The 21,619-nt window shown below is 45.0% G+C and carries 19 protein-coding genes, 2 pseudogenes and 1 riboswitch; of the genes and pseudogenes, 9 read left to right on the plus strand and 12 right to left on the minus strand.

The annotated features are described in order from the left end of the window. Positions 1–1,372: pseudogene (locus QVA83_RS03090) on the minus strand (protein adenylyltransferase SelO family protein); the annotation flags it as partial. A 110-nt stretch (positions 1,373–1,482) separates the two neighbouring features. Then, positions 1,483–2,040 carry a YceB family lipoprotein gene (locus QVA83_RS03095; RefSeq protein WP_014950656.1) on the minus strand — a complete coding sequence of 186 codons (558 nt, stop codon included), beginning with the start codon at positions 2,038–2,040 and terminating at the stop codon, positions 1,483–1,485. Between the two features lie 349 nt (positions 2,041–2,389). Beyond that, positions 2,390–2,517, plus strand: a riboswitch (yybP-ykoY riboswitch). Positions 2,518–2,569: 52 nt separating this feature from the next. On the opposite strand from QVA83_RS03095, the gene QVA83_RS03100 reads away from it, so the two are divergent. Beyond that, complete coding sequence (locus QVA83_RS03100; RefSeq protein ID WP_014950655.1) at positions 2,570–3,127, plus strand: manganese efflux pump MntP; 558 nt, start codon at positions 2,570–2,572, stop codon at positions 3,125–3,127. Between the two features lie 8 nt (positions 3,128–3,135). On the opposite strand, the pseudogene QVA83_RS03105 reads toward QVA83_RS03100, so the two are convergent. Further along, positions 3,136–3,348: pseudogene (locus tag QVA83_RS03105) on the minus strand (TonB-dependent receptor plug domain-containing protein); the annotation flags it as partial. A 310-nt stretch (positions 3,349–3,658) separates the two neighbouring features. Between QVA83_RS03105 and QVA83_RS03110 the strand changes: the two are divergent. Together QVA83_RS03110 and QVA83_RS03115 are read left to right on the plus strand one after the other, a co-directional pair. After that, positions 3,659–5,545 carry a TonB-dependent receptor plug domain-containing protein gene (locus QVA83_RS03110; RefSeq protein WP_287498125.1) on the plus strand — a complete coding sequence of 629 codons (1,887 nt, stop codon included), beginning with the start codon at positions 3,659–3,661 and terminating at the stop codon, positions 5,543–5,545. 10 nt (positions 5,546–5,555) lie between these two features. Next, complete coding sequence (locus QVA83_RS03115; RefSeq protein ID WP_101565768.1) at positions 5,556–5,999, plus strand: DUF6314 family protein; 444 nt, start codon at positions 5,556–5,558, stop codon at positions 5,997–5,999. A gap of 18 nt (positions 6,000–6,017) precedes the next feature. Here the strand turns inward: QVA83_RS03115 and QVA83_RS03120 are convergent, their stop codons facing one another. The 3 genes from QVA83_RS03120 to QVA83_RS03130 form a co-directional block, all read right to left on the minus strand. Then, a complete protein-coding gene (locus QVA83_RS03120) occupies positions 6,018–6,881 on the minus strand; it encodes a DMT family transporter (protein ID WP_014977346.1) in 864 nt (287 codons plus the stop codon). A gap of 181 nt (positions 6,882–7,062) precedes the next feature. Beyond that, positions 7,063–7,932, minus strand: a complete 870-nt coding sequence (locus tag QVA83_RS03125) for an MIP/aquaporin family protein (protein WP_014977345.1) — start codon at positions 7,930–7,932, stop codon at positions 7,063–7,065. A gap of 284 nt (positions 7,933–8,216) precedes the next feature. Beyond that, positions 8,217–8,408 carry a hypothetical protein gene (locus QVA83_RS03130; protein WP_014977344.1) on the minus strand — a complete coding sequence of 64 codons (192 nt, stop codon included), beginning with the start codon at positions 8,406–8,408 and terminating at the stop codon, positions 8,217–8,219. A 238-nt stretch (positions 8,409–8,646) separates the two neighbouring features. Between QVA83_RS03130 and QVA83_RS03135 the strand changes: the two genes are divergently transcribed. The 3 genes from QVA83_RS03135 to QVA83_RS03145 all read left to right on the plus strand — a co-directional run bounded on the left by QVA83_RS03135 (position 8,647) and on the right by QVA83_RS03145 (position 10,853). Continuing rightward, complete coding sequence (locus QVA83_RS03135; RefSeq protein WP_014977343.1) at positions 8,647–9,063, plus strand: Dabb family protein; 417 nt, start codon at positions 8,647–8,649, stop codon at positions 9,061–9,063. A gap of 157 nt (positions 9,064–9,220) precedes the next feature. Next, entirely contained in the window at positions 9,221–9,553 is a 333-nt protein-coding gene (locus QVA83_RS03140) for a DUF1904 family protein (protein WP_014977342.1), read from the plus strand. A 127-nt stretch (positions 9,554–9,680) separates the two neighbouring features. Beyond that, entirely contained in the window at positions 9,681–10,853 is a 1,173-nt protein-coding gene (locus QVA83_RS03145) for a thiolase C-terminal domain-containing protein (RefSeq protein ID WP_014977341.1), read from the plus strand. 105 nt (positions 10,854–10,958) lie between these two features. Here the strand turns inward: QVA83_RS03145 and QVA83_RS03150 are convergent, their stop codons facing one another. Together QVA83_RS03150 and QVA83_RS03155 are read right to left on the minus strand one after the other, a co-directional pair. After that, positions 10,959–12,278 (minus strand): histidine kinase dimerization/phospho-acceptor domain-containing protein, encoded by a 1,320-nt coding sequence (locus QVA83_RS03150; protein WP_014977340.1) that lies wholly within the window; start codon positions 12,276–12,278, stop codon positions 10,959–10,961. Positions 12,279–12,283: 5 nt separating this feature from the next. Continuing rightward, entirely contained in the window at positions 12,284–12,949 is a 666-nt protein-coding gene (locus QVA83_RS03155; protein WP_014977339.1) for a response regulator transcription factor, read from the minus strand. 108 nt (positions 12,950–13,057) lie between these two features. On the opposite strand from QVA83_RS03155, the gene QVA83_RS03160 reads away from it, so the two are divergent. From QVA83_RS03160 to QVA83_RS03170, 3 genes are all read left to right on the plus strand, one after another. Further along, a complete protein-coding gene (locus QVA83_RS03160) occupies positions 13,058–13,867 on the plus strand; it encodes a TlpA disulfide reductase family protein (RefSeq protein WP_231506568.1) in 810 nt (269 codons plus the stop codon). Positions 13,868–13,890: 23 nt separating this feature from the next. After that, complete coding sequence (dsbG, locus tag QVA83_RS03165) at positions 13,891–14,637, plus strand: thiol:disulfide interchange protein DsbG (RefSeq protein WP_014977337.1); 747 nt, start codon at positions 13,891–13,893, stop codon at positions 14,635–14,637. A 151-nt stretch (positions 14,638–14,788) separates the two neighbouring features. After that, positions 14,789–15,799, plus strand: coding sequence for a zinc-dependent alcohol dehydrogenase family protein (locus tag QVA83_RS03170; RefSeq protein WP_014977336.1), 1,011 nt, complete (start codon positions 14,789–14,791; stop codon positions 15,797–15,799). A gap of 278 nt (positions 15,800–16,077) precedes the next feature. On the opposite strand, the gene QVA83_RS03175 is transcribed toward QVA83_RS03170, so the two are convergent. The 4 genes from QVA83_RS03175 to QVA83_RS03190 form a co-directional block, all read right to left on the minus strand. Beyond that, positions 16,078–17,514 (minus strand): PepSY-associated TM helix domain-containing protein, encoded by a 1,437-nt coding sequence (locus QVA83_RS03175; protein ID WP_287498126.1) that lies wholly within the window; start codon positions 17,512–17,514, stop codon positions 16,078–16,080. 1 nt (position 17,515) lies between these two features. Further along, complete coding sequence (locus tag QVA83_RS03180; RefSeq protein ID WP_069944889.1) at positions 17,516–18,073, minus strand: hypothetical protein; 558 nt, start codon at positions 18,071–18,073, stop codon at positions 17,516–17,518. A gap of 11 nt (positions 18,074–18,084) precedes the next feature. Next, complete coding sequence (locus QVA83_RS03185) at positions 18,085–20,256, minus strand: TonB-dependent receptor (RefSeq protein ID WP_069944888.1); 2,172 nt, start codon at positions 20,254–20,256, stop codon at positions 18,085–18,087. A 193-nt stretch (positions 20,257–20,449) separates the two neighbouring features. Beyond that, complete coding sequence (locus tag QVA83_RS03190; protein WP_069944887.1) at positions 20,450–21,610, minus strand: AI-2E family transporter; 1,161 nt, start codon at positions 21,608–21,610, stop codon at positions 20,450–20,452. Positions 21,611–21,619 lie beyond the last annotated feature (9 nt).

Below are 21,619 nucleotides of genomic sequence, written 5' to 3' on the forward strand. Positions count from 1 at the left end.
GCTTTAGGCGGGTAGTAAAAGCTTTTCGTCAAGCTCGCCATATCTTCTGGTATTGACGATAGCTCTCGGAAAAACAGATTGTGTCCACGCCTGTGCGCAGCATTAATTGCAGCAGCTTAATTAGCAAGTCGTGGTCGTAGCTGGCAATGCCAAGCTTCATTGCCCACATGCGCTCCATAGCCCGCTCCATAACGCCAGAAAAGCCTTCATTGATCTCGTTAAGCTTAGAGAGCTGTTCAATGTTGCCTTCAAGTAGCGGCATCAGTGAACGGCAAAACATGTCAAAGTTCTTTTGCGCGGCAATGGGCTGGTTTAAAAACGAGAAGTGACGACCTCCGCCTGTCCAAGGTTGGTAGTCTGCTTCAAAAAATTCACAAAAGCCGAATGGCCCATAATCCAGCGTAAAGCCTCCTGCGGCGCAGTTATCGCTATTAAAATTGCCCTGGCAATAACCTACGCGAACCCAACCAGAAACAAGACGCGTTAGCCGGTCTCGAAATAGTGCAGCCAGCATTACCACCTGCTCTTCAAACGGCGTGGTTGTGTCAATTTCACTTGAGTACTCTCGTTCAATAAGGTGCTTAACAATGGCTTCTAGTTCGTTTAACGCTTCGCTGTGTTCGTTACATCGAGCACGTCTTGCAAAAAGCTCTATTTGCCCTACGCGCAGAAATGAAGGCGCCACGCGGGTAGAAATAGCCGTTATATTTTCTACCATCACTTCAGGTTCATAGGAATGAGACCCTTCGCGATACCACGGCCTGTCTACCGTGTCTGATTCAGACATAAACAAGCTCAGCGAACGTGAGGTCGGAATGCCAAGCGCATGCATGTGTTCTTGCACTAAAAATTCGCGCACGCTTGAGCGCAATACGGCGCGCCCGTCTGCGCCGCGACAATAAGGCGTGCGACCAGCACCTTTTAACTGCATTTCCCAACGCTTGCCGTTTAATACCGCTTCAACAATAGAGATTGCGCGGCCATCACCGTAGCCGTTACCTGTTCTAAACGGGCACTGCTGTGTGTATTCCGTACCGTAAATAGAAAGTGCGTAGCCGGTTGCCCAGCCGAAGGGCTTCATTGGAGCAGGTACATCCGACATGTCCCCTGAGAACAGCTGAGTGAAATCTTTAGATGTTGCCAAGCTATCGTCTAAGCCTAATTCGGCAAACAGCGTTTCGCTATGAGCAACGTACGTCGGTGCAGTTAATGGGGTCGGAGTAACTGGCACATAGTGACCTGAAAACACTTGGCGCGGGTCATGGTCGTCACCATCGCACGTCGACTGCGGGTCTGGGGTAAGGGTATTCAGCAAAGAGTAATCTACGTGCTTTGCGAATTCATCTAGTGTTTTGATATGTTCTGTCACTATGCCTGCCTATTTCACTGAATGGGAAAATCTGTTTGCGAGCATCGAGGCTCAGGTTACTTTTGCACCTTTAACCATTAACAATCTTGACACTTCATACGTTTTTTCAATGATTATTGTTTAGGTCGAAGTGCAAGCTGCCCTTGCTCTACAGTTAGCTGTAAAGGTACCGTTGAAAGCATGCTTACTGCTTTGTTCGCAGGGTCTAAGCGATAAACGGGGTTAGTGGCTAGATAGCCGTTGATGAGCTGCATGAATTCGCCACTTACAGGGGCTAAATTACCCTTAAAGCCGCCAGCATCAATTGTGCTATCAAGTAGAGACAATGAGCGCACAAAAATCGCTTTTTCTTCACTGTCGTAATAAGGCGTGCCTTCCAAAGCTAGACTTACTTTTGCAGGGTAGTTCAACCCAAATGCACTAATACGCGCCGTGGCAATAGCGCCTAGCTGAACCACGTCTCTGCCATCTGGGCCTATGGTTGCTGTCATATCTTCCACGTCTAAATAAAGAGGAATACCAGCAAGTGACGTTTGCTTTTGCAGCTTACTCACTTGGCTATCAAGCACTTGTTCTAACTCGGCATTAGATACAGTGTAAACCGCCAGTTGAGAGAGAGTAGCGCAGCCTGCAAGAATGGTAGCGAAGGCAATGGAAAGTAGAATTCTCATAAAAAAGTCTCTTTTAGCAATGAGTTGTCGAATTACACAGTGCGAGCCGGAAATACTGGCGCTGCAACAACGAAGTGTCTCTATTGTACGGGCAGAGGAAAGGGATGAACAATGAAATCGTTAACTCGCTAAGACAACGGCTTATTCAGGGAGTCCATGAGTAGCAGAGAGGCGCAAAGCGTAACGCTGAAAAAATACTTGGTTGCCGACACTTAATAAAATTGAGTGTATGAGCACTGTTGGAATATGTGCAATCGAAAGAGCGTGAACATGGCGTCATTTATATCTCAAGTTGGACAGTTTGTCGCAATCAACTTGATTAGTTTATAGCGGCTATAGTACCTTAGGGCCCTCGGTTGGGGAGTAGCCTGTTTCCGTTTCGAATGGAAAAGTTTGTATCAACATAATTGGTCACATTACCATGGTACAAACACCTCTTGGTTGGCGAGACCATCGATAAGTCCACGCTTAAAGGTCAGGCGTGCGGATTTGTCGTGGACTCAATTAGCCTGACCGGAGTTCTAAAACTATGAGTATCTTCGCTCTTATCTTGCTAGCCTTTGCTATGTCAACAGATGCGTTTGCCGCAGCGATAGGCAAAGGTGTCAAAATCAATCGCCCTCGTCTAAGTTTTGCTCTCAAAATTGGCCTTTTGTTCGGACTCATAGAGGCAACAACCCCATTTATAGGCTGGTTCATTGGTCGCGCGGCGTCTTCATACGTTGAAGCATGGGATCATTGGATTGCGCTAATAATTCTTTCTGGTTTAGGTATTCATATGGTACTCGAGAGCCTGAAACCTGCCGAAGAAGAGTCGACGTCTCAAAAACAATCCTTTATTTTGTTGTGTATTACTGCGTTAGGCACAAGCATCGACGCAATGGCAGTGGGTGCAAGTCTCGCGCTAATTGACGTGAACATTGCTATTGCTGCGACGTTAATTGGGATAGCCACTTTTTCTATGGTAACTATTGGCATTATGTTGGGCAGTGTTATGGGAACATTGATAGGTAAGCGAGCAGAGACATTTGGTGGCATTGTGCTTGTTTCGGTTGGTACTTGGATCTTTGTGAGTCACACACTCTAGAGCGTGTTGATCTTTGTGGTTTGAACGTTAACCGTGCTTCTATTACCGCTATAGCCACGCACGTTGAAACCGTTTATTAGATAACCCGATGGGTTATTTTCATCGCCAGAAAAACTTCGGATCGCAAAGCTATCGAACATGCCGCCAGAGTTGTTTTGTCTAACAATGGTGGGCGCAAAATCTAGTGCATCGATGAAGCGCGAGATCCCTTCTTTTAATATCAAGCATAAGCAAGGTATTACGTGTCTTTGGCAGGTTTTGCAGAGGTCATGAACGTTATGTTATCTCGTTTCTTTTAGCAAGGAAGGTAAGCAAACAATAAGGTGAGATTGATGATTATTGCGGGCTGCTACAGATACATACAGGCTGTTTATATTGATAAATGGAAATGTGCAGAGCTGTGAGTAAAAATAAACTTACTGGTCTAAACTCACCTGCGCAGCGTTTTCCTCGGTCTACTAATGCTATACACTTCGCGTTTTTATTACTCTTGCCTGCAGGCTGAACCTAAATTTTTAACTAGGACACTGAATGCGTCACACAACCCTATCTTTGCTCTTTTGTACTTTACCTTTTGCCGCCATGGCCGCTGAAAGTGTTGATTCATCAAACGCTAACTCTGGCGTGGACAGCAACGAAAAAGGCGTAGAAAAAATTACGATTGAAGGGGCGGCGACGGCGAACAACAAGCCGGTAGGGACGTTTAATTCACCTATATCTAACTTAGAATACGATCCGCGAGTCGATTTGCAATCAAGGAACATGGCAGAAGCGCAGGCTGACGTGACTATTCGCGGCGGTATATTCGAAAACACGGGTTTTCGCATAGGAAGCGCAACGCTGATCGACCCGCAAACGGGGCACTATTTCGCTGAAATTCCGATTGCGCCAGAAATGTTGACGAAGCCGAGTATTTTCACGGGCGTCGATAACGCGCTTTACGGCGTAAATAGCTCTGTAGGTACGGTGTCTTACGGCTGGCGTCCCATCCAAACAGCAGGCAGTGTGTCAGTGGGAATAGGTAATAACAACTTCAATTTGCAGCGTGTACACGGTGCAGTAAAGCACGCGCTTAGTGATTTACCCGGTTGGTCTGTTGGCGTTGAAGGAGAGTATTCTCGCTCTGAAAGTGATGGCACTATTGCTAATGGCGATCATAATTTCGAACGCGCGTCAGGGCGTATTCAGCTGGCAAGTAATGACTCACAAACCGACGTGTTTTATGGCTTTCAGCAAAAGTTTTTTGGCTGGCCTAACTTGTACACGCCTTTTAATGTAAACGAGACAGAAGACATTCAAACCCGTTTGGTCATGCTAAATCACAAACAGCGCTACGGCGAAGAGAGCATGAAAAATACCTTTGAGGTCTCTGCTTACTACAGAGAGAATGACGACCATTACGTATTCTCACGTGAAAATCCTGAAGCGTTTCAGGCGTTTCACGAAACCAAAGTTAAGTCATTGGCGTTTTCCGGTACTCATAATGTTTCGCAAGAATTTGGTATTAACTACGCAGCACAGCTTACTGCAGACGACATCACCTCAACCACGCTAGAGAACAATTTCACCTCTCGCGACTACTACAAAATAAGCGTAGTGCCCGAGTATCGAACTCAGTTGAACAGCAATGAATCGCTTACCGTTCGTTTAGGTGGGGCGTTTGACGATACAAATCGCGACGATGACCGACTGTCTTTTGTGGGCGATATTAGCTGGCTTACCCAAGCAGGGAGCAATGCCTCGCGTACACTCTATCTTTCGTATGCAGAGGCGACGCAGGTGGCTGGCTACACTGCTGTAGGCGGCAGTACCACAAGCGGTCTGTTTAGAAGTAACAACCAGTTACAGCGAGAAGTCAGCAAAAACCTAGAGTTTGGGGCATCATTTGATAAATCCTCTTTCAAAGTTGATACCGCCGTATTCTATCGCTGGGATAACGAGCTGACAGATTGGACGTATAGCTTCGACGCTACGTCAGCTCGCAGTGCAAACCCGGTTGATATCGAAACCTTAGGTGTTGAGGTGATTGCCATTAAACGCTTTGAGAGCGCAGATGTGGTGGCCAGCTACACCTATTTAGATAAGTCTGAAGACTATCGAATTGATGAGGTAGACGCGAGCTTTTACGCGCTTAACTATCCGCCGCATCGCGCCACCCTTGGGTTGGTGTGGTTTGCAACCGATACGGTTGAAGTGCGCATTGACAACGAGTGGCGGAAACAAGAAACCAATGCGCTTAGAAACGGCGACGAATCTGCGTTTTTCTCACATGTCACTTTCACATATTCACCTGCTCAGATTGAAGGGTTAAGTCTGGTATTGGCAGTTGATAACTTGTGGGATGAGCGCTTTGAAGAAATCCCAGGAACGCCGGGTCGCGGCGACCAATATTCTGCCACTGTTACCTATTTTTGGTAAGGGCGGCGCAATGACAGTTAATTATCCTCATACCTTGGACGATTTTGCTGGACGATGGACGCTAACGCGCAAAATCATCCAGCGAAATGGTGATGTATTTACCTTTTCTGGCGAGGCTGAATTTAGCTGGCTGGAAGGCAGCGTACAAAAAGAAAAAAGCGGCTTGGCGTATTACGAAAAAGGCGAAGTAACTGCGCCTAACGAAAGCGTAATGCCCGCAGAGCGTCGGTATTTCTGGCAGCAGCCTCAAACTGGTTTATTTGAAGTGTTGTTCGACGATGAACGTTATTTTCATTCTTTCAGTGCGACCAACCCAAACGCTGAGCACTTATGTGGCGACGATAATTACGTGGTGCGCTATGACTTCACAGCGTGGCCTGTGTGGCGCTCTACGTGGCAGGTCAATGGGCCACGCAAAGACTACACCATGGTGAGTGAGTATAGTCCTGCGTAGCTTTGGCCTTTTTGAGGCTTATAACTGTTTCTGCTTCTTAGCGTGTTGATGGGACATCCAAAGTGCAATAGCAATGATGGTACCGCCAAGAAGCAGGCGAGAAAAGTCGGTGTCTTTTTGCCAGAGCAGTAAATTAACCACAAGCCCCGCTGGAATAAGTGCGTTATTCATAATAGCTAACGTACCACCAGAAACGGCTAGTGCCCCTTGGTTCCAAAAGTAATATCCAAGCCCCGACGCCACAATACCCAACCACAGTAGCACTCCCCACTGCTCGGTGTTCTGCGGTAGTTGGCTTGGGTTGCCAAATAGGAAGAACGCAGGTAAGGCAACAGCCAGTGCGCCTAAATAAAACCACGCGAATACGTTGTGATAGGGTACTTGAGCTGTAAAAGTCGAGGTCAGCTTTTTATAACCCACTTGTCCTAGTGCAAAGGAAAGATTAGCACCCTGAACAATGGCAAAACCAAACCAGTAGTTATCAGTCACGCCTTCAAAGCGAATTATGGCTGCACCTGCGGTGGCAATAAGTGCGCACAATAAATAAAACGGGGTAAACCGCTTAAACAGGGCGTCGTTCAAAATGGCGACATAAAGCGGCGTAAAAATGGTGAAAAGCAACACTTCTGGCACGCTTAAAAACAAAAATGCGTGATAGAAGAAGATGTACATCAGCCCTAATTGCACAGCACCTAAACTGGCCAGAATCACCTTTTGTTTAAGGTTCAATAATGCTGGCCTAAGGAAAGGAAGGAAGACCAGTGTGGCGAGCGCAATGCGTGTCAAAACAGCAAAATAACTGTCTACTGAGCCAGCCAAAAACTCGCCTATGAGCGAAAAGGAAAATGCCCACAGGACAGTAACTGCTATTAAATAAAACACACGCTATGCTTCTTTGTAAGTTTAACCGCGGCGTAAAATAGGTTATCGCCGCTTTTATATCAACAGTTAGCTTCTTCATTGCCGATAATTTTAGTGAATAGAAGGATGCCCGGAGTTTATTATTCCAACGGTGTTCTCATTACCTTTTCTTCTGCCATACCTTCACCCTGTTAACATAAACCTAGCCCCTCTCAATACGTGTTTCAGACGTATTTCTTATCACGGGAGCTTCGCAATCGTTAGGAATAGTGCAGCCATGACTTTCTTGAGAAAGAGAATGGCCTATTAATGTTGGATACAGCCACGCACCAAAGCAAGCGCCAAATATTGGTGCAAAAATAGGAATAATGAAGTACGGGATATCCTTTGCACCGGAAAGTGAATACTCCCATCCTGCGAAATAGGTAAAGAGTCGCGGTCCAAAATCCCTTGCGGGATTCATAGCAAATCCGGTCAATGGCCCTAAAGAAGCGCCGATAACGGCGATTAGAAGACCCACGAGGAGTGGATTCATAGCTCCTCGCGGAGCGCCGTTTTTTTCGTCCCCTAACGCCAATATTGCGAACATTAAAACTGCTGTGATAACGAATTCAACACTGAAGGCACCCCAGAATGAAAGTGCTTCGTGAGGATACGTTGCGAAAATGCCCGCAGTAGCGAGTGCCCCTATGCTTTCTCTTGATAGGTTGTGCGCAAGTTCATAGTCAACAAAAAGTTGATAATATAGGCTGTAGATAAGAGCTGCAGAACAAAATGCTCCCAAAAACTGGGACGCTATGTAGGGCGCGACTTTGTGTTTTTCAAAACCGTGGAACATTGCGAGTGCTATGGTCACCGCGGGGTTGATGTGGGCACCCGAAACGCCAGCAGTACAATAGATGGCAATGGACACGCCCACGCCCCAAAGAATACTCATTTCCCACTGGCCGAAGGAAGCACCTGTTAATACCAATGCTGCCACTGCGCCAACGCCGAAGAATACTAGAATGCCTGTGCCTACAAATTCAGCAATACACTGCCGGACAAGTGTTGGTTCCGAGAGAGGTAACATATGATTTCCTTTTTATTATAACCCGTACAGTGCATGAGTAGAAAAAAGAGGACAAAGTTACGTGCTAGCAAATGTAGGCGAATACCGCTTCTAATGAGCGCGATTATATCATTACGCTAAATAACTCATTTGTCGTAAGTCGTTTATCTAAACTGCTTCCAATGTACAATTAAGAGAAAATCATCATAAAACGAACATAAACGAACTGCAAATGATCAAAATCGAATATTAGTGGCTTTTTGTATATGTTATTGCGTAAAGGTAGGGGCGTATAAATACACTTCTTAGTGGAGTATAGATATCTCCGAATTACCATTGTTGCTTTTGGCGTCGCAATCACCTTTTAACTCACCCGCCTCTTCAACTAATGCCGTCATGGCATCAATAATATCTAGGAAACTCGACAGTTGTTCTGGCGTTAGGCCGTTAGATAAGTGCTCGATCTTATTAATAAGCTGTTTAGTAGGTAAGCGCATAGCGTCAAAATCTCGTTGTTTACGTGTTTAAATTTCGTTTCTTTTAAATGTCTTTCAAGTTGCTTGCCAAGATGCGAATTATTGCGTTCAAAAACCTTGTTAATAGATGGCAATTTATGTCGCTGCGCAATGTTAGGTGACAGATGACTCATCAACGGATTCTTATTGCTTCAATGCGCGTCCAGTGTCATTGTAGAAATTCAGTTTTTTTACCCGTTATAAAAAAAGGATGAAGGCAATGACAGATACAAAAAGAAGACAATTTTTAGCAACCGCAGGAGCGCTAGCTTCACTATCTGCATTGCCGGCTTCTGCACAGGCAAACCCCCGTGCTAGCGCTGAGTTACCACCTATCCTTCACATGGTTTACTTCTGGCTAAAAGACCCAGCGTCGACAGAAGATAAGCAAAAGCTTATTGACGGTTTACAATCGTTGCGCGCCATTCCACAGGTTCACTCGCTCCACATTGGCGTGCCTGCGAATACACTCAAGCGGGATGTTATCGATAATTCCTTTGACGTCTCTGAGCTTATGTTTTTTGAAAGCGTTGAAGCACAAGATGAGTATCAGCTTCATCCTATCCATAAAAAATTCATAGAAGACTGCGCTCACTTATGGCGCGAGGTAGTGGTACGCGATTCCATATCGGTTTAACTATCCGTAATTCCCAAAATAATATATCTGTCGATGTTATACGGAGTCTTTAAGCGTGCTGAAACAAGCCCTTAGTTTCGCGATTTAAAATGCGTGATATGATGTCAGTAAAGACATGATAAACAACAATTTGAGCGCTTTAAGAAGGACCAAGAAAATGCCACATATACGCGCAAGAGGTATTCAGCAAACTGTATTAGAGAAAGTCGCAGTGGATATTGTTGAGCAGTTTGCGAAGCTCACTGATACCCCCAACGATCACTTCACGGTAGAGCATATTGCGAGTCAGTTTGTTGCGGCTGGTGGAGCCTCATCAGGCTATCCTTTCATAGAAGTGTTGTGGTTTGATCGCGGGCAAGATTCCAAAACTGCGGTAGCTAACCTTATCGATGAAGCGCTTCGTCCGTTCGTAGGAAAACATACGGACATTACCGTACTTTTTGAAGACCTAAACGGCAAAGATTATTACGAGAATCGCGAGCACTTTTAGGGCGTGTGCTCAATACTTAACGTGTTGAGCAAAGGCCTCTGGTAGCAGGTTGAACGAAATAATACGCTTTAAATTGTTCAAGTCTTATTATCAGTGTCGCCCGAGACAAATATTGACAGAGACAGACATGAACAACGTTAAAATTATAGGTGCCGGCATGACGAAGTTTGTTAAGCCAGGTAGCCAGTTACCCTATCGCATTATGGCTTCGAATGCCGTGGAATCAGCCCTTAAAGATGCAGATATTGATAAAAAGCATATTCAGCAAGTTTTCGCATCTTATATCTATGGTGACAGCACCTGTGGCCAACACGCTTTTTACGACGTGGCACAGCTTGGCGTGCCAGTTGTCAATGTAAATAATAATTGTGCAAGTGGAGCCAGTGCTATTTATCTTGCCCGACAAGCAATTCTTTCCGGAGAGGTCGACTGCGCTGTAGCTTTTGGTTTTGAGGAGATGCAGCCGGGAGCTTTGGGCAGTCATTGGCAGGACAGAGAAAGTCCGTTTGACCGTTTCACGCCTGTTTATGATGAGTTTGATGTGCCTCCAGCTCCTATCGCGTTGAGAGCGTTCGGTTCAGCTGGCAAGCACTACATGGAAAAATTCGGTGTAAGCCCAAACCTTTTTGCTGAAGTTTCGGTTAAGTCTCGACAGCACGCTATCAACAACCCTTTTTCTTTGTTTACTTCTCCACTTAGCGTGCAAGAAGTGCTAACAGACAAGGTGATTTTCGATAGCTATTTAACGCGAACAATGGCTTGTCCACCTACCTGTGGCGCTGCAGCAGTTGTGTTGTGTAGTGAAACATTTACCAAGAAACACGGCATAACAAATGCGGTGTCTATTCTTGGACAAGGAATGGCTACGGACACTATTGATTCTTGGCGTGACCCCATTTCAGCGGTGGGGAGTGAGATGACAAAAATAGCATCTCACAAGGCATACGAGGCTGCAGCGGTCTCTCCAAACGATATAGATGTAATAGAGCTGCACGATTGCTTCACAACGAATGAGATTATCACTTATGAAGCACTTGGGTTGTGCCTTGAAGGTGAAGCTGAAAAGCTCGTCATTGACCGAGACAATACCTATGGTGGTAAATACGTTGTTGGACCGTCAGGTGGTTTGATGTCAAAAGGCCATCCCATCGGGGCGACGGGTATAGCGCAGTGTGTTGAACTATCGTGGCATTTAACTAACAGAGCAGGGCAGAGACAGGTAGAAAATGCAAAGCTTGCTCTGGCGCATAACATAGGTCTGGGGGGCGCGGCGGTAGTGACTATCCTTGGCGCCGACTAGCTTACAATACATGCCCAGCAGCAAAATGTAGCCGAACCGTGTTTGGGCTAGACGGGCTCGTTGAGCTAAAAAGAAGCTTTCGCTCAATCACAGATTCGGTGTGCCTTACTCGGTATTTGGCGAAGTTGGGAAGGTGATCATTACGTGTAGCTGGTCACCTTCGTAATTGACGTTAAATGTTCCATTCAGCGCTTCTACCAGTGCGTTCACAATCGCTAATCCAAGCCCGTTTCCTTGTGAATGACTTTCACGCCAAAATCGTCTTGTCATGTACGCTAGCGTTTCAGTATTAAGCGTTGCATGATTGGAAACGCGAATAACAAACTCGTTGTCGTCTTCTTCAATGACTATTGAAATCGGCATTCCTTTAACACCATGTTGACGGGCGTTATCTATTAGATTTTTCATGACAATAGTGAATGCGAATACGGGGATGTGTGATAGTCGTTTTGAAACATTGGTATGAACCTGAATGTCGTTGTTTTCACAGCCTAACTCTGTCAGCAGGTTGCTAAGTTCTTTAGACAGTTCCCACGGTTGCACATGCTGCTCAATTGGCGCTTTGTCTACTCTTGCCAGCAACAGCAAGTTTTCTAATAAGCTTTGCAAGCGACGTGCACTAAATAAACTCTTCTCAATGGCACGCTGTTGCGTTTCTCCTTGCGTGACTTTTGCTACCTGTAGTTGACTAATAATGCCCGTCAAAGGTGTTCTTAATTCATGAGCAGCGTTATCGGTAAACGCTTTTTCCCTTTCAATAGCGTTTTCAAGCTTGGTGAACAACTGATTCTGGCTATCAATTAGGGGAGTAATTTCTTGCAGGTTATGCCTTAACCGAATTGGATTTAAATCGTTTGGTGAGCGATTGGTGATGGCGTCTTTTAGTCGCTGAAGCGGCCTCAACTCTCTTCCTAAGGCAAACCAGATCACAAGCAGCGAAACCACGAGGGAAATGAGTGTTGGAAGGGCGCTGACGATTACCATCTGGACAAATATTGCATGTCGCTCAGAAAGCTTTTCAGCGATAGAAATGGTGTGCTTTTCTGTTTTTAAAGAAAATACCCGCCACTCGATGTTTTCAACAATAACGGTATCAAGTCCCGATGGTAGCGTATCAGGTAGTGTTAGCTCTTGAGGGTGGCTATTAGCAATAATTTCACCATTTAACGCGCTTATCTTACAGGCAAGGCCTTTTAAGGTGCCCGCATCGTTGAACGTACCGTTTGGGGAAAGCCCCAAGTTGCCCACTGAATTTTGGTCGGACAGCATAAGGTTATTCATCATTCTTGCTGTGGAGGCAAGGCGGCTATCCATGGCTTGGTTTATCTCGCTTTTCAGCTGGGTAATAGAGAAATAACTGGCTGTTAGCCACAAGACAAAAAATACAGGAGCAATAATTGCGATGAGCTTTAGTCGAAGACTCATGTTTCTTATTCCTGCTGATGAGCGAGGCGGTAGCCCAGACCACGTTCCGTGATAATGATATGTTTACCTACTTTTTTTCTAAGATTAAACAAATGCACGTTTAAGGCGTTGCTATTCACATCATCGTTGACGCCATATAAGTAGTCTTTAAGCTGTGCTTCACTTAAAATTCTGCCTGGGTTTGATAAGAATAAATACAGAAGTTTCAGTTCACATGCAGATAAGGATAACTGTTCGCCGCGCACTTCTACGCGTTTGGCTTTAGCATCAAACGTAAGCTCTTCAAACTTCAATATCTCGTGTAAATGCTGATCTTGTCTTCTCGTTACGCTGTAAATTCTCGCAATTAACTCTTCAAAGTCAAAAGGCTTTGTCACGTAGTCATCTGCGCCTTTGTTGAGCCCCGTCACCTTATCTTCAATGGCATCTCTTGCCGTTAAAAGAATGATTGCCATTGGCAGCTTTTTCTTCCTGACTAACGATAACAATTCCAGTCCGCTTCCATCGGGTAGTGCGATATCTAACAAGCACACGTCAAACTGGTTGATTGATACATAGTGCTTAGCCTCACTTAACGTGACGGCGTGGGTGACTTGCATGAGTTTGCTTTGAAGGTAAACACATACTGCGTCTGCAATAACGAGGTCGTCTTCAACGAGAAGAATATTCATAGTTTTTCACAAAGCGGTTTGATGCGTAGAAGCTAATGGGTGAACATTAATATTAAATTAATCTTTGGTAATTAGTTTACCAGCTCAAACTTACTAAGTGCATTTAACGTGAATACGATCAATTTAGGCCCTTTCGCTATGATGACCAGCACCGCATTAATTATTGCGGGTGTAATTATTTTCTGGAGCCTTGTCGGCTATTTGGCAAGAGCCAGTAAGCAGAAGAACGAAGTTACTGACACTATATTCTGGTCTATCGCAGCAGGGCTAGTTGTGGCACGTTTAATCTTCGTCATAGATTTGTGGGAGATTTATCAAAAAGACTGGCTTTCCGTACTCAATATTAGAGATGGTGGTTTCAATAGCTATTCTGGATGGTTTGCGGGCCTAACGGTTCTTTTGGTTAGAGCAAAAAAGCATCGTCAGCTTATGTCGTTTTATCTTAAATCTGGGGCTATCACCGCGGCTGCGTTGTTTCCACTAGTTGTAATTCAAACCTTATATAATACCTCTCCTAGTCCGCTAAATATCAATGCTCAGACTTCAAGTGGCGAGTATCAATCACTAGAGCTAAATATCGGTAAACCTGTCGTCATCAACTTTTGGGCTTCATGGTGCCCTCCGTGTCGCCGCGAAATGCCCGTTTTAGCGCGGGCACAACAAACGCAGTCAGACGTAAAATTTATTTTTATCAATCAAAGCGAAGCGCCCACGAAAGCAGAACGCTTCTTAATGAGCCAAGGTGTTGACCTTGAAAATACTTACTTTGATTTTGCAGGCAATATCTCAAAAAGCTTTGGCGCATATGGCCTGCCAACTACGTTATTTTTCAATGCAAAAGGCGAGTTAGTTGACCGCCACATGGGGGAGCTGTCTGAGGCTAGCCTTCAGCATTACCTCCGTCCTCTTCTCAAGTAAATTAAGTACCTCAAGGAATAAGAATGCTAAAAGTAGTCTCTTGGATGTTAGCTTTCTCTAGCTCATCATTCGCCACTGATAGTGAGCTTCCAAAGCCTCTCAGCATCGTTGAAAAGCAAGGCGGAGAGGTGATAAGTCGCTTTGATGCGCCATCCCAAATGACAGGCTATGTCATTGACTTCAAAGGTAATGCAATCACGGTTTATGTCACGGAAGATGGTCAGTATATGTTGGCTGGAAAAATGTTCGACGCAAACGGACAAGATGTTGGAGCTAACGAATTAAATAACTACATAAACGGTGCGCAAAGCGAAAAAATATGGCAGCAGTTGAGTGAGTCGAGTTGGGTTTTAGATGGTAACCCTAATGCTAGTAGAGTTGTCTATGCCTTTACCGATCCGAACTGCCCTTATTGTCAAAAGTTTTGGCAGCAGGCCCGACCGTGGGTTGACGCCGGTAATGTTCAAATTCGGCATATCCTGGTCGGTATATTGAAGGCTGATAGTTATGGAAAATCTGCAGCCATTCTTAGCGCAGAAAACCCTAGTGAGATTCTTCACAACCATGAAGCTGGTCAATTAGCGCTGCTTAAGCCTTTGAATAACCCGACACCAGAGGTGAAAAAGGAGCTTGATGACAACCACAGGCTTATGCGACGACTGAGCCTTTCCGCTACGCCTGCCATTTATTTTAGGGATGAGTCTGGTGCTGTGAAATTACAAATGGGGCTTCCGACCACAGCTCAATTAGAAACAGTGCTAGACAATTAAAGATAAAGGGAGAGACGGAATTAACAATGAGTACAAAATGTTCCCTTAAGTCAGGAGCTACATTTACTATTTATCTCAGATAAAAACCTTCAGTAATCTCATTTGAATCGTTTACGTATATTACTAATCAAAATTAAAGAGATATCCGTACATGAGAAAAGTTGTTATTGGAACCCATGATGAAGGGCTTAAAAGATTAAAGACGACAGACGTTGACGAGCCTCAAACAGTTGGAAGTAAAGAAATTAAAGTACGTGTTCATGCGAGTTCATTGAATTACCATGACCTTAGTGTTGCTAATGGCACTATTCCTACGGCGCAGAATCGTGTACCCCTGTCTGATTGCTCTGGCATCATTACTCAAGTTGGTGAGGACGTTGATGAGTTCGAGGAGGGCGATCATGTTGTGTCGACATTTTTTCCGGATTGGCTGAACGGTGAACCTAGGTGTAGCGATTTCAGTCGAACGCCTGGTGATGGCCTTGACGGATACGCAACAGAATATGTCGTTCGACCAGCCACATGGTTTACTAAAGCTCCACAAGGATGGAGCCATGCAGAGGCCGCCACAATTACAACGGCAGGGTTAACAGCGTGGAGAGCATTAGTTGTTGAGGGTAAGCTTAAAGCTGGCGACAAGGTGCTGTTGCTAGGTACTGGCGGTGTCTCAATATACGCACTTCAAATAGCCAAAGCGATGGGGGCATACGTTGCTATCACTTCCTCCTCGGATGAAAAGCTTGAAAAGGCTAAAGCCCTTGGCGCTGATTTCATCGTGAACTATAAAGCAGAACCCGAGTGGGGGAGTGCGGTTAACGCGTGGAGCGGAGAGAAAGGTGTAGACCACGTTGTGGAAGTGGGAGGGCCTGCTACCTTAGCACAGTCAATCAATGCGTGTCGTGTGAATGGAAATATTGTCCTTATTGGCGTATTGACCGGCGTGAAAGGAGATGTTCCAACAGCAGCGCTGATGGCAAAGCAGATCAATCTTAAAGGGATTATTGTTGGGAGCAGGGAGCATCAAAATGACTTCGTAAATGCCCTAGAGGCGAGCGGAATAAAGCCTGTAATTGATACAAGTTTTTCACTCGATGAACTCGCTAAAGCGTTTGAATATGAGGTTAATGGCAAACACTTCGGCAAGATTTGTATTGATATCTAAGAGTTCTGGCATTGTTTGTGACGCTATCAAAGTTAATGGTTTGCAAATCAAGTGATGCATTGATAACAAGACTTCTTTGTCAAAGCTGGATCATTGGCAGTTAGGGAGCCACTTGAATTAAATGATGATGATGGATTAAGTGTGCCAGCGGTGTTTCGCAACAGACTTCAAAAGCAAAAAGCCTTCCACACGGAAGGCTTTTTAATATCAATTATGCTCAGACTTAGACTATGTAAAAATGCTAATTTTTACTCAAACTTAACCTTCATCTGGTTGAGCTAAATGTTCCAGCCTTTCTTCAACCTAGAATATAGGTAGCGCCATACGCACAGGGCAAAAACGATAAACGCGCTGTCTATAATGAGCGAGTTCATGACTAACGAACTAGGGTAGTGAACAGCAAAGTGAGTAATGGCCAATACAACTAACAAGGCGGCGAGACAATTCAACAGCACCAAGTGAGTTTTCATAAGCACTTTTTGCATTAGTGAAGCGATAAGAATAGCTGTCAATGTTACCCAGAAAACAGGTTTTGTGGGCAGCGCCAGCGTTAACTCTAACAATGCAGCCCAAATAAATGCGATAGGCGTGCCCCACACAAAACCGAGCCAAAGCTGGTTTAAGGCATCTTGCTTAGCGCGTTTTGCCAGCCACAAATTTATGCCGGTAACAGAGATAATGGTTAACGCGAACCCCATTAATCCGAAGAATATCTTCATTGCTTCTGGACCAAAGTGGCCGAAGTGTATGCGATATACAGAAAATATCGCTTGTTGGCCAGCATCACCATCTGAATAACCGACTTTATCGATGTATTGTCCACTGGCATCAAAGCGGTATTGTTCTGAATAAATGAGCTTATCCAAGTGCTGAGAGCCGAGCAAAATATACTGATTGTCTTTGGTCGCGTTTTCCAAAGTAACAAAAATGGGCTGGGTATTGGGCTCCATTTTCATTATGTCGGTCAGCGCTTTTTCTATATTCGCAATGGCTGGCTGATGTTCAAGCTGAATTGATGAACCATAAATGTCGGCAAACAGATCGAGCTTGTTTCCTTCATATAAAGTATCGGCATAAATGGACGTTAAAAACGACGCTAAACCAAAATAAACGCCGGTTAGCGCAATCATCAAGTGAAAAGGCAAGCCCCACACGCTCATTCTATTGTGTAAGTCGCCTTGTGTAAGCTGCTCGTTGTTGCCTGTTCGCAAGCGAAAGGCATCTTTAAATATACGTCTGTGAGCAACAATGCCAGAGATAATCAATGCACTCAAAATAGCACCCAAAACACTGACAGCCATCATTCCGATGTCTTCAGGTAGATGCAGGGCGGTGTGTAAATCAACGATTAAATCAGTAATAGGGGTTGTGGATGGTTCACTTAATTCACCGGTTGGAGAAATATTCCAATACTCACCGTCTGCACTAATGCGTGCGCGTGGCAAATCGTGCGTAGGCAAGCGAATGACAATGTTTCCCTGTGTTTGACCCTCTTTCATTGTGAGAAAGCGTTCATAAGCATTTTGAATGCTGCCAGGGGTGTAATCTAGATTATCTGCAATATGGGGTTGTTCCCATCGCAGAAGTTCTTGAGAGAAAACAGATAAAGTGCCTGAAAAGCACACCCAATACATCAACACATTAACGGCTAGTCCTAACCAAGCGTGACTTTTTAAGGCGCTTTTATTTGCGCTGGGAGAAATAGAAATACTCATTTTATATACTATACAAGTAGAAGTAACTTAACGCGCTTAGTACACTCAACACCCCAACCGGGCGCCATAGTTTACTGTCTGCACAAAGCCAGTATGCGCCACATCCCCATAATAGAGGCATGGTGTAAATTCCCAGTGCAATCTGGTTTACTTTGCTCATGCTAAGCGCTGTTGTCCACACTACGGTAACTAACATGGCGCAAATAGCACTTAAAAACACACTGCCAAGTAGTTTTACGAGAGCGTTAAAAGCAATGGCGGTAGACGGGGTTGTCAATCCAGATGCGAACGGTAAATCGACGCGTTTTATATCTTTACTTATTCGTTGTCGGGCGAGATAAATCCAACTCCATGCTTGTAACGAGAAAGCGACCACTGCGTAGCAGGTACCTAATTCAGGGCCGTACTCTGTAACCCAAAGGCTTAAACTCGCCAGCATTAACAACAATGCCGAGAGTTTAGCTATACGTTTAAAGGCGATCTGTGTGCTTTGCCAAGCGCGGTAAAACAAACCTATCGCCAATGCGCTGCCTAAAAAGGCAGCGATTGACAGTAGCATAACTTAACCCGTTAAAAATTGAATGAAGCAGACAGTCTGAATGTCCGAGGTTCACTTAATACAAGGTAGTTTGAGCCAGGGAAGCCTCCTACCGACGCCCAGTAATTATTGTCAAAGACGTTATCTACACGAGCGCGAAGTGTGATGTCGGTCATTCCTGCAAGGAAGCTGTAACGAACGCCTAAATCGAAACGATTAGATGCATCGACTTCAAGGCTATTGTCGGCACTGGCATATTGTTTCGACGTATAGGCCGCACGCGCATCGACAGTAAGCCCTGGAAGGGCATCAACATCCCACTCAATATTAATGTTAGCTTGTAAATCAGGAACACCAATGGCCGTTTTGCCATCTAGTGTACCGTCTTGAGTTTTCGTCATTTCCGCATCGAGCCAAGTGAATCCGCCCAAAACACGTAAATTTGAAGTTGGCATGCCAAATACGCTTAACTCAAGCCCTTGGTTTTGCTGTTCACCATCGGTACTGAAAACATTGTCTTCAACAATTGAGCTTTGCTTTGAGGTGTTGAAAACACTCAATGAACCACCGTATTGGCCAGCATCATATTTCACACCTACTTCTATTTGCTCGGCGCTGTATGGGTCAAAAACTTCACCCGCGTTTTCAATTGGTTCACCACCGCTTGATGCAGGCGCTACCTCACCAGGAAGCAGTCCCTCGATATAGTTGGCGTAATAAGACACCTGTTCTGACGATTTATAAACAATGCCTACAACCGGCGTGAATTGAGATTCGTCGTAGCCTGACAACTCATCACCTGTATTGTAATCAAAGGTGCGGGTTTCAATGTTTTGTACACGGCCACCAAGGGTTAATAGAACTTTTCCATCGTTAAACGAAATCATGTCTGCAAGAGCAAAACTTGAAAGGTCTGTTTTTTCTGTGATTAGTGGGTTGCTAAGGTCGCCACCAATAAAGAAGTCAGCATCGGGCATGGTTGCTGTTACCGGATTATAAATATTTCCAGCAAAGCCGCTAAAATCAGAAAACGCATAGGCATTTTCAGATTCTAGAGAAAACGTTGATGCAGACGTAATGATCGTGTGTCCCACGCTTGCGGTTTTGAATTCGATATTTAGGCCCACTTCACCTGAGCGAATTTCATCATTTCGAACGTTATCAAAACGGTAAGCGGAAAAGTCGCCATTTGCTTCTGCCTGTCTAGGGTTAGCAAACACATTATCTTCTTCACCCGATCTGAAACCATACGCCGCCCATGCAGTGATGTTGTCGGTAAAATCGTATTCTCCACGAACCGCACCGAAAAATTGACGCTCGTTAGTGTAAGTCCACTCTTGGGCAAAATTGGTGTCGCTGTCAGGCGCTTCTGGAATTGCACTGCCAGGAGTGACTGCAGGGCGTGGTGAGTCAACCTGATGGTCTTGGTAGCCCAAATCCAAAGAAAGACGGAAGTTATCGCTATCGTGATCAATGCCGATAGCGGCCACGCTCAATTCACGATCTTGGTTATCGATACTTGTTTCGCCGCCTCGTTGTACAAAGTTTGCTCTTACGCCGGTACTTTGACTGTCGTCGCCAAATCTGCGGCTTACATCTGCTGCGCCATACCAATGTCCTTGAGACTCGTATCCAAGCGTTACACGGTTTAATGGGTCATCGCCCGCGCGCTTAGGCACTATATTTACCGAACCACCTAAGCCGCTCCCGCCCGGTGCTGCGCCGTTTAGAAATGCACTGGCGCCACGGAAAACCTCAACGCGTTCTGACAACTCGGCAGCAACATATTGGCGAGGTAAAACACCGTACAATCCGTTGTAAGTCATATCGTCAGAATAAACGGGAAACCCGCGCATTACGTAAAGTTCTTGAAAATTACCGAAGCCTTTTGCCACACGAACCACCGGATCGTTTTGCAATACATCGGCGATACTTCTTGCTTGCTGTTCCCTTATGATGTCTGCGGTAAAGTTGGTGCTTGCGAATGGAGAGTCCATCATGTCGAGATTACCTAAAATACCCGCACGACCACCGCGAGATACTTGGCCTCCTGCAAAGCTATCTCGTAATTCAACCTGAGATGCATCAACAGTAATATGCTCAATGTCATCATTATTATTATTTTTTTCTGTTTGTGCATATACAGGCGCGCCTGCACACGACAGGCCGATCATCACGGCCAAGGCACTTTTAAGCAAATTCATGGGAGCTCCAAAAATCAAAAGACAACGAATATGATAACTATTTTCATTTTAAAAAGGCAGGATATGTTCCTTTAAAATATGCATTTCGTCTTTTATTTGAAGAGGGCTATCGTGCTTTGTGCCTAGATTTTAGGTAAAAGTCCGCCCACGCTGCTATCCATGCAACGTGGTTGATGGGGCGAAGAGAGTGAAATTATTTTGACTCGAGAAGTCTTATCCAATGATCAAATACGCCCAGATTCTCGAGTATGATCTTAAAACACATTAGAATAGGCACGGCGAGTAAAACGCCTACCACACCCCATAGCCAACCCGTTATTGCTATCCAAATTATGATTATTAACGGGTTAAGCTGCATACTTCTTCCTAGCACCGCAGGCGTGATGAGTTGTGATTCAATGATATTCAATACTAAAAACAGACCCGCAGGCAGAAACGCACTGCTGGTAAGCCCAAACTGCACAAGCCCAACTACCAGCAATACCACGCAGCTCGCCACACCACCCAAGTAGGGGACAAAGTTCATCAGCGCAACCAGCGCTCCCCAAAGTAACGCATCGTCTATTCCTAAATAGTAAAACACGCCTGCTGTAGCTAATCCTAAGCATGAGTTTATGATGCTGATGGTGACGATATACGAAGACAGCTCCCGTTGAATTTGATCTACCAATACCAGCGTTCGTCGCTTGTTGGTAACAATGGGGAAGTCTCTTACAAAAACATTGAATAGGTTGGGGCCAAAAACCAACAAGAAGAAAATTAAAACGATACAGGCGAGCACCTGTGCCAGTAAAAATGGCGCGTTACTGAAGAGTGTGAGCCCAATATCTATTCCGCTTTGTTTAATTTTGTCCGTCACAGAGTTTGTATTGTCTTGTGATGGAGAAAGTTCAGGTGTCTTCTCATCGTCACCAAACCAGCTAAAGAATGAACGTTCTTTTTCAACGGGTTTAGCTGGAGGCGTTGCATAAGCGTCGATGTTGCTGCTTATCTCTTCAATTTCTTTGGATATCTCGGCAGCAATTTTGGGGAGAGATTGCATCCAGCGTTCTGCCGGCTCAGCAAGCTCTATACCTAAAAATGTAAACGGCGCGACCAGCAAGACAATCAGGGCTCCTGCTGACAGGGTACGAGGTATGAATAACTTGCGTGCGAATGCAACAAGAGGGCTCAAAAGCAGAGCAACAAAGGCGGAAAAGAAAAGAGGAACAAGTAAAGATTTGGCAAGGTACAACGTATAAATGACAGCAAAAATCACAAGAATATTTAGCAGTCTGGTTTGTTGGGCTATTTTGGGGAACTTCCCAGCATACTTCCCGTTCCCTTTATCTTGATTCGAGCCAGCGTTATCCATGTCTTAGCC

The sequence above is a fragment of the Alteromonas sp. AO-Serp genome (assembly GCF_017849675.1).
GTDB lineage: Bacteria > Pseudomonadota > Gammaproteobacteria > Enterobacterales > Alteromonadaceae > Alteromonas > Alteromonas macleodii.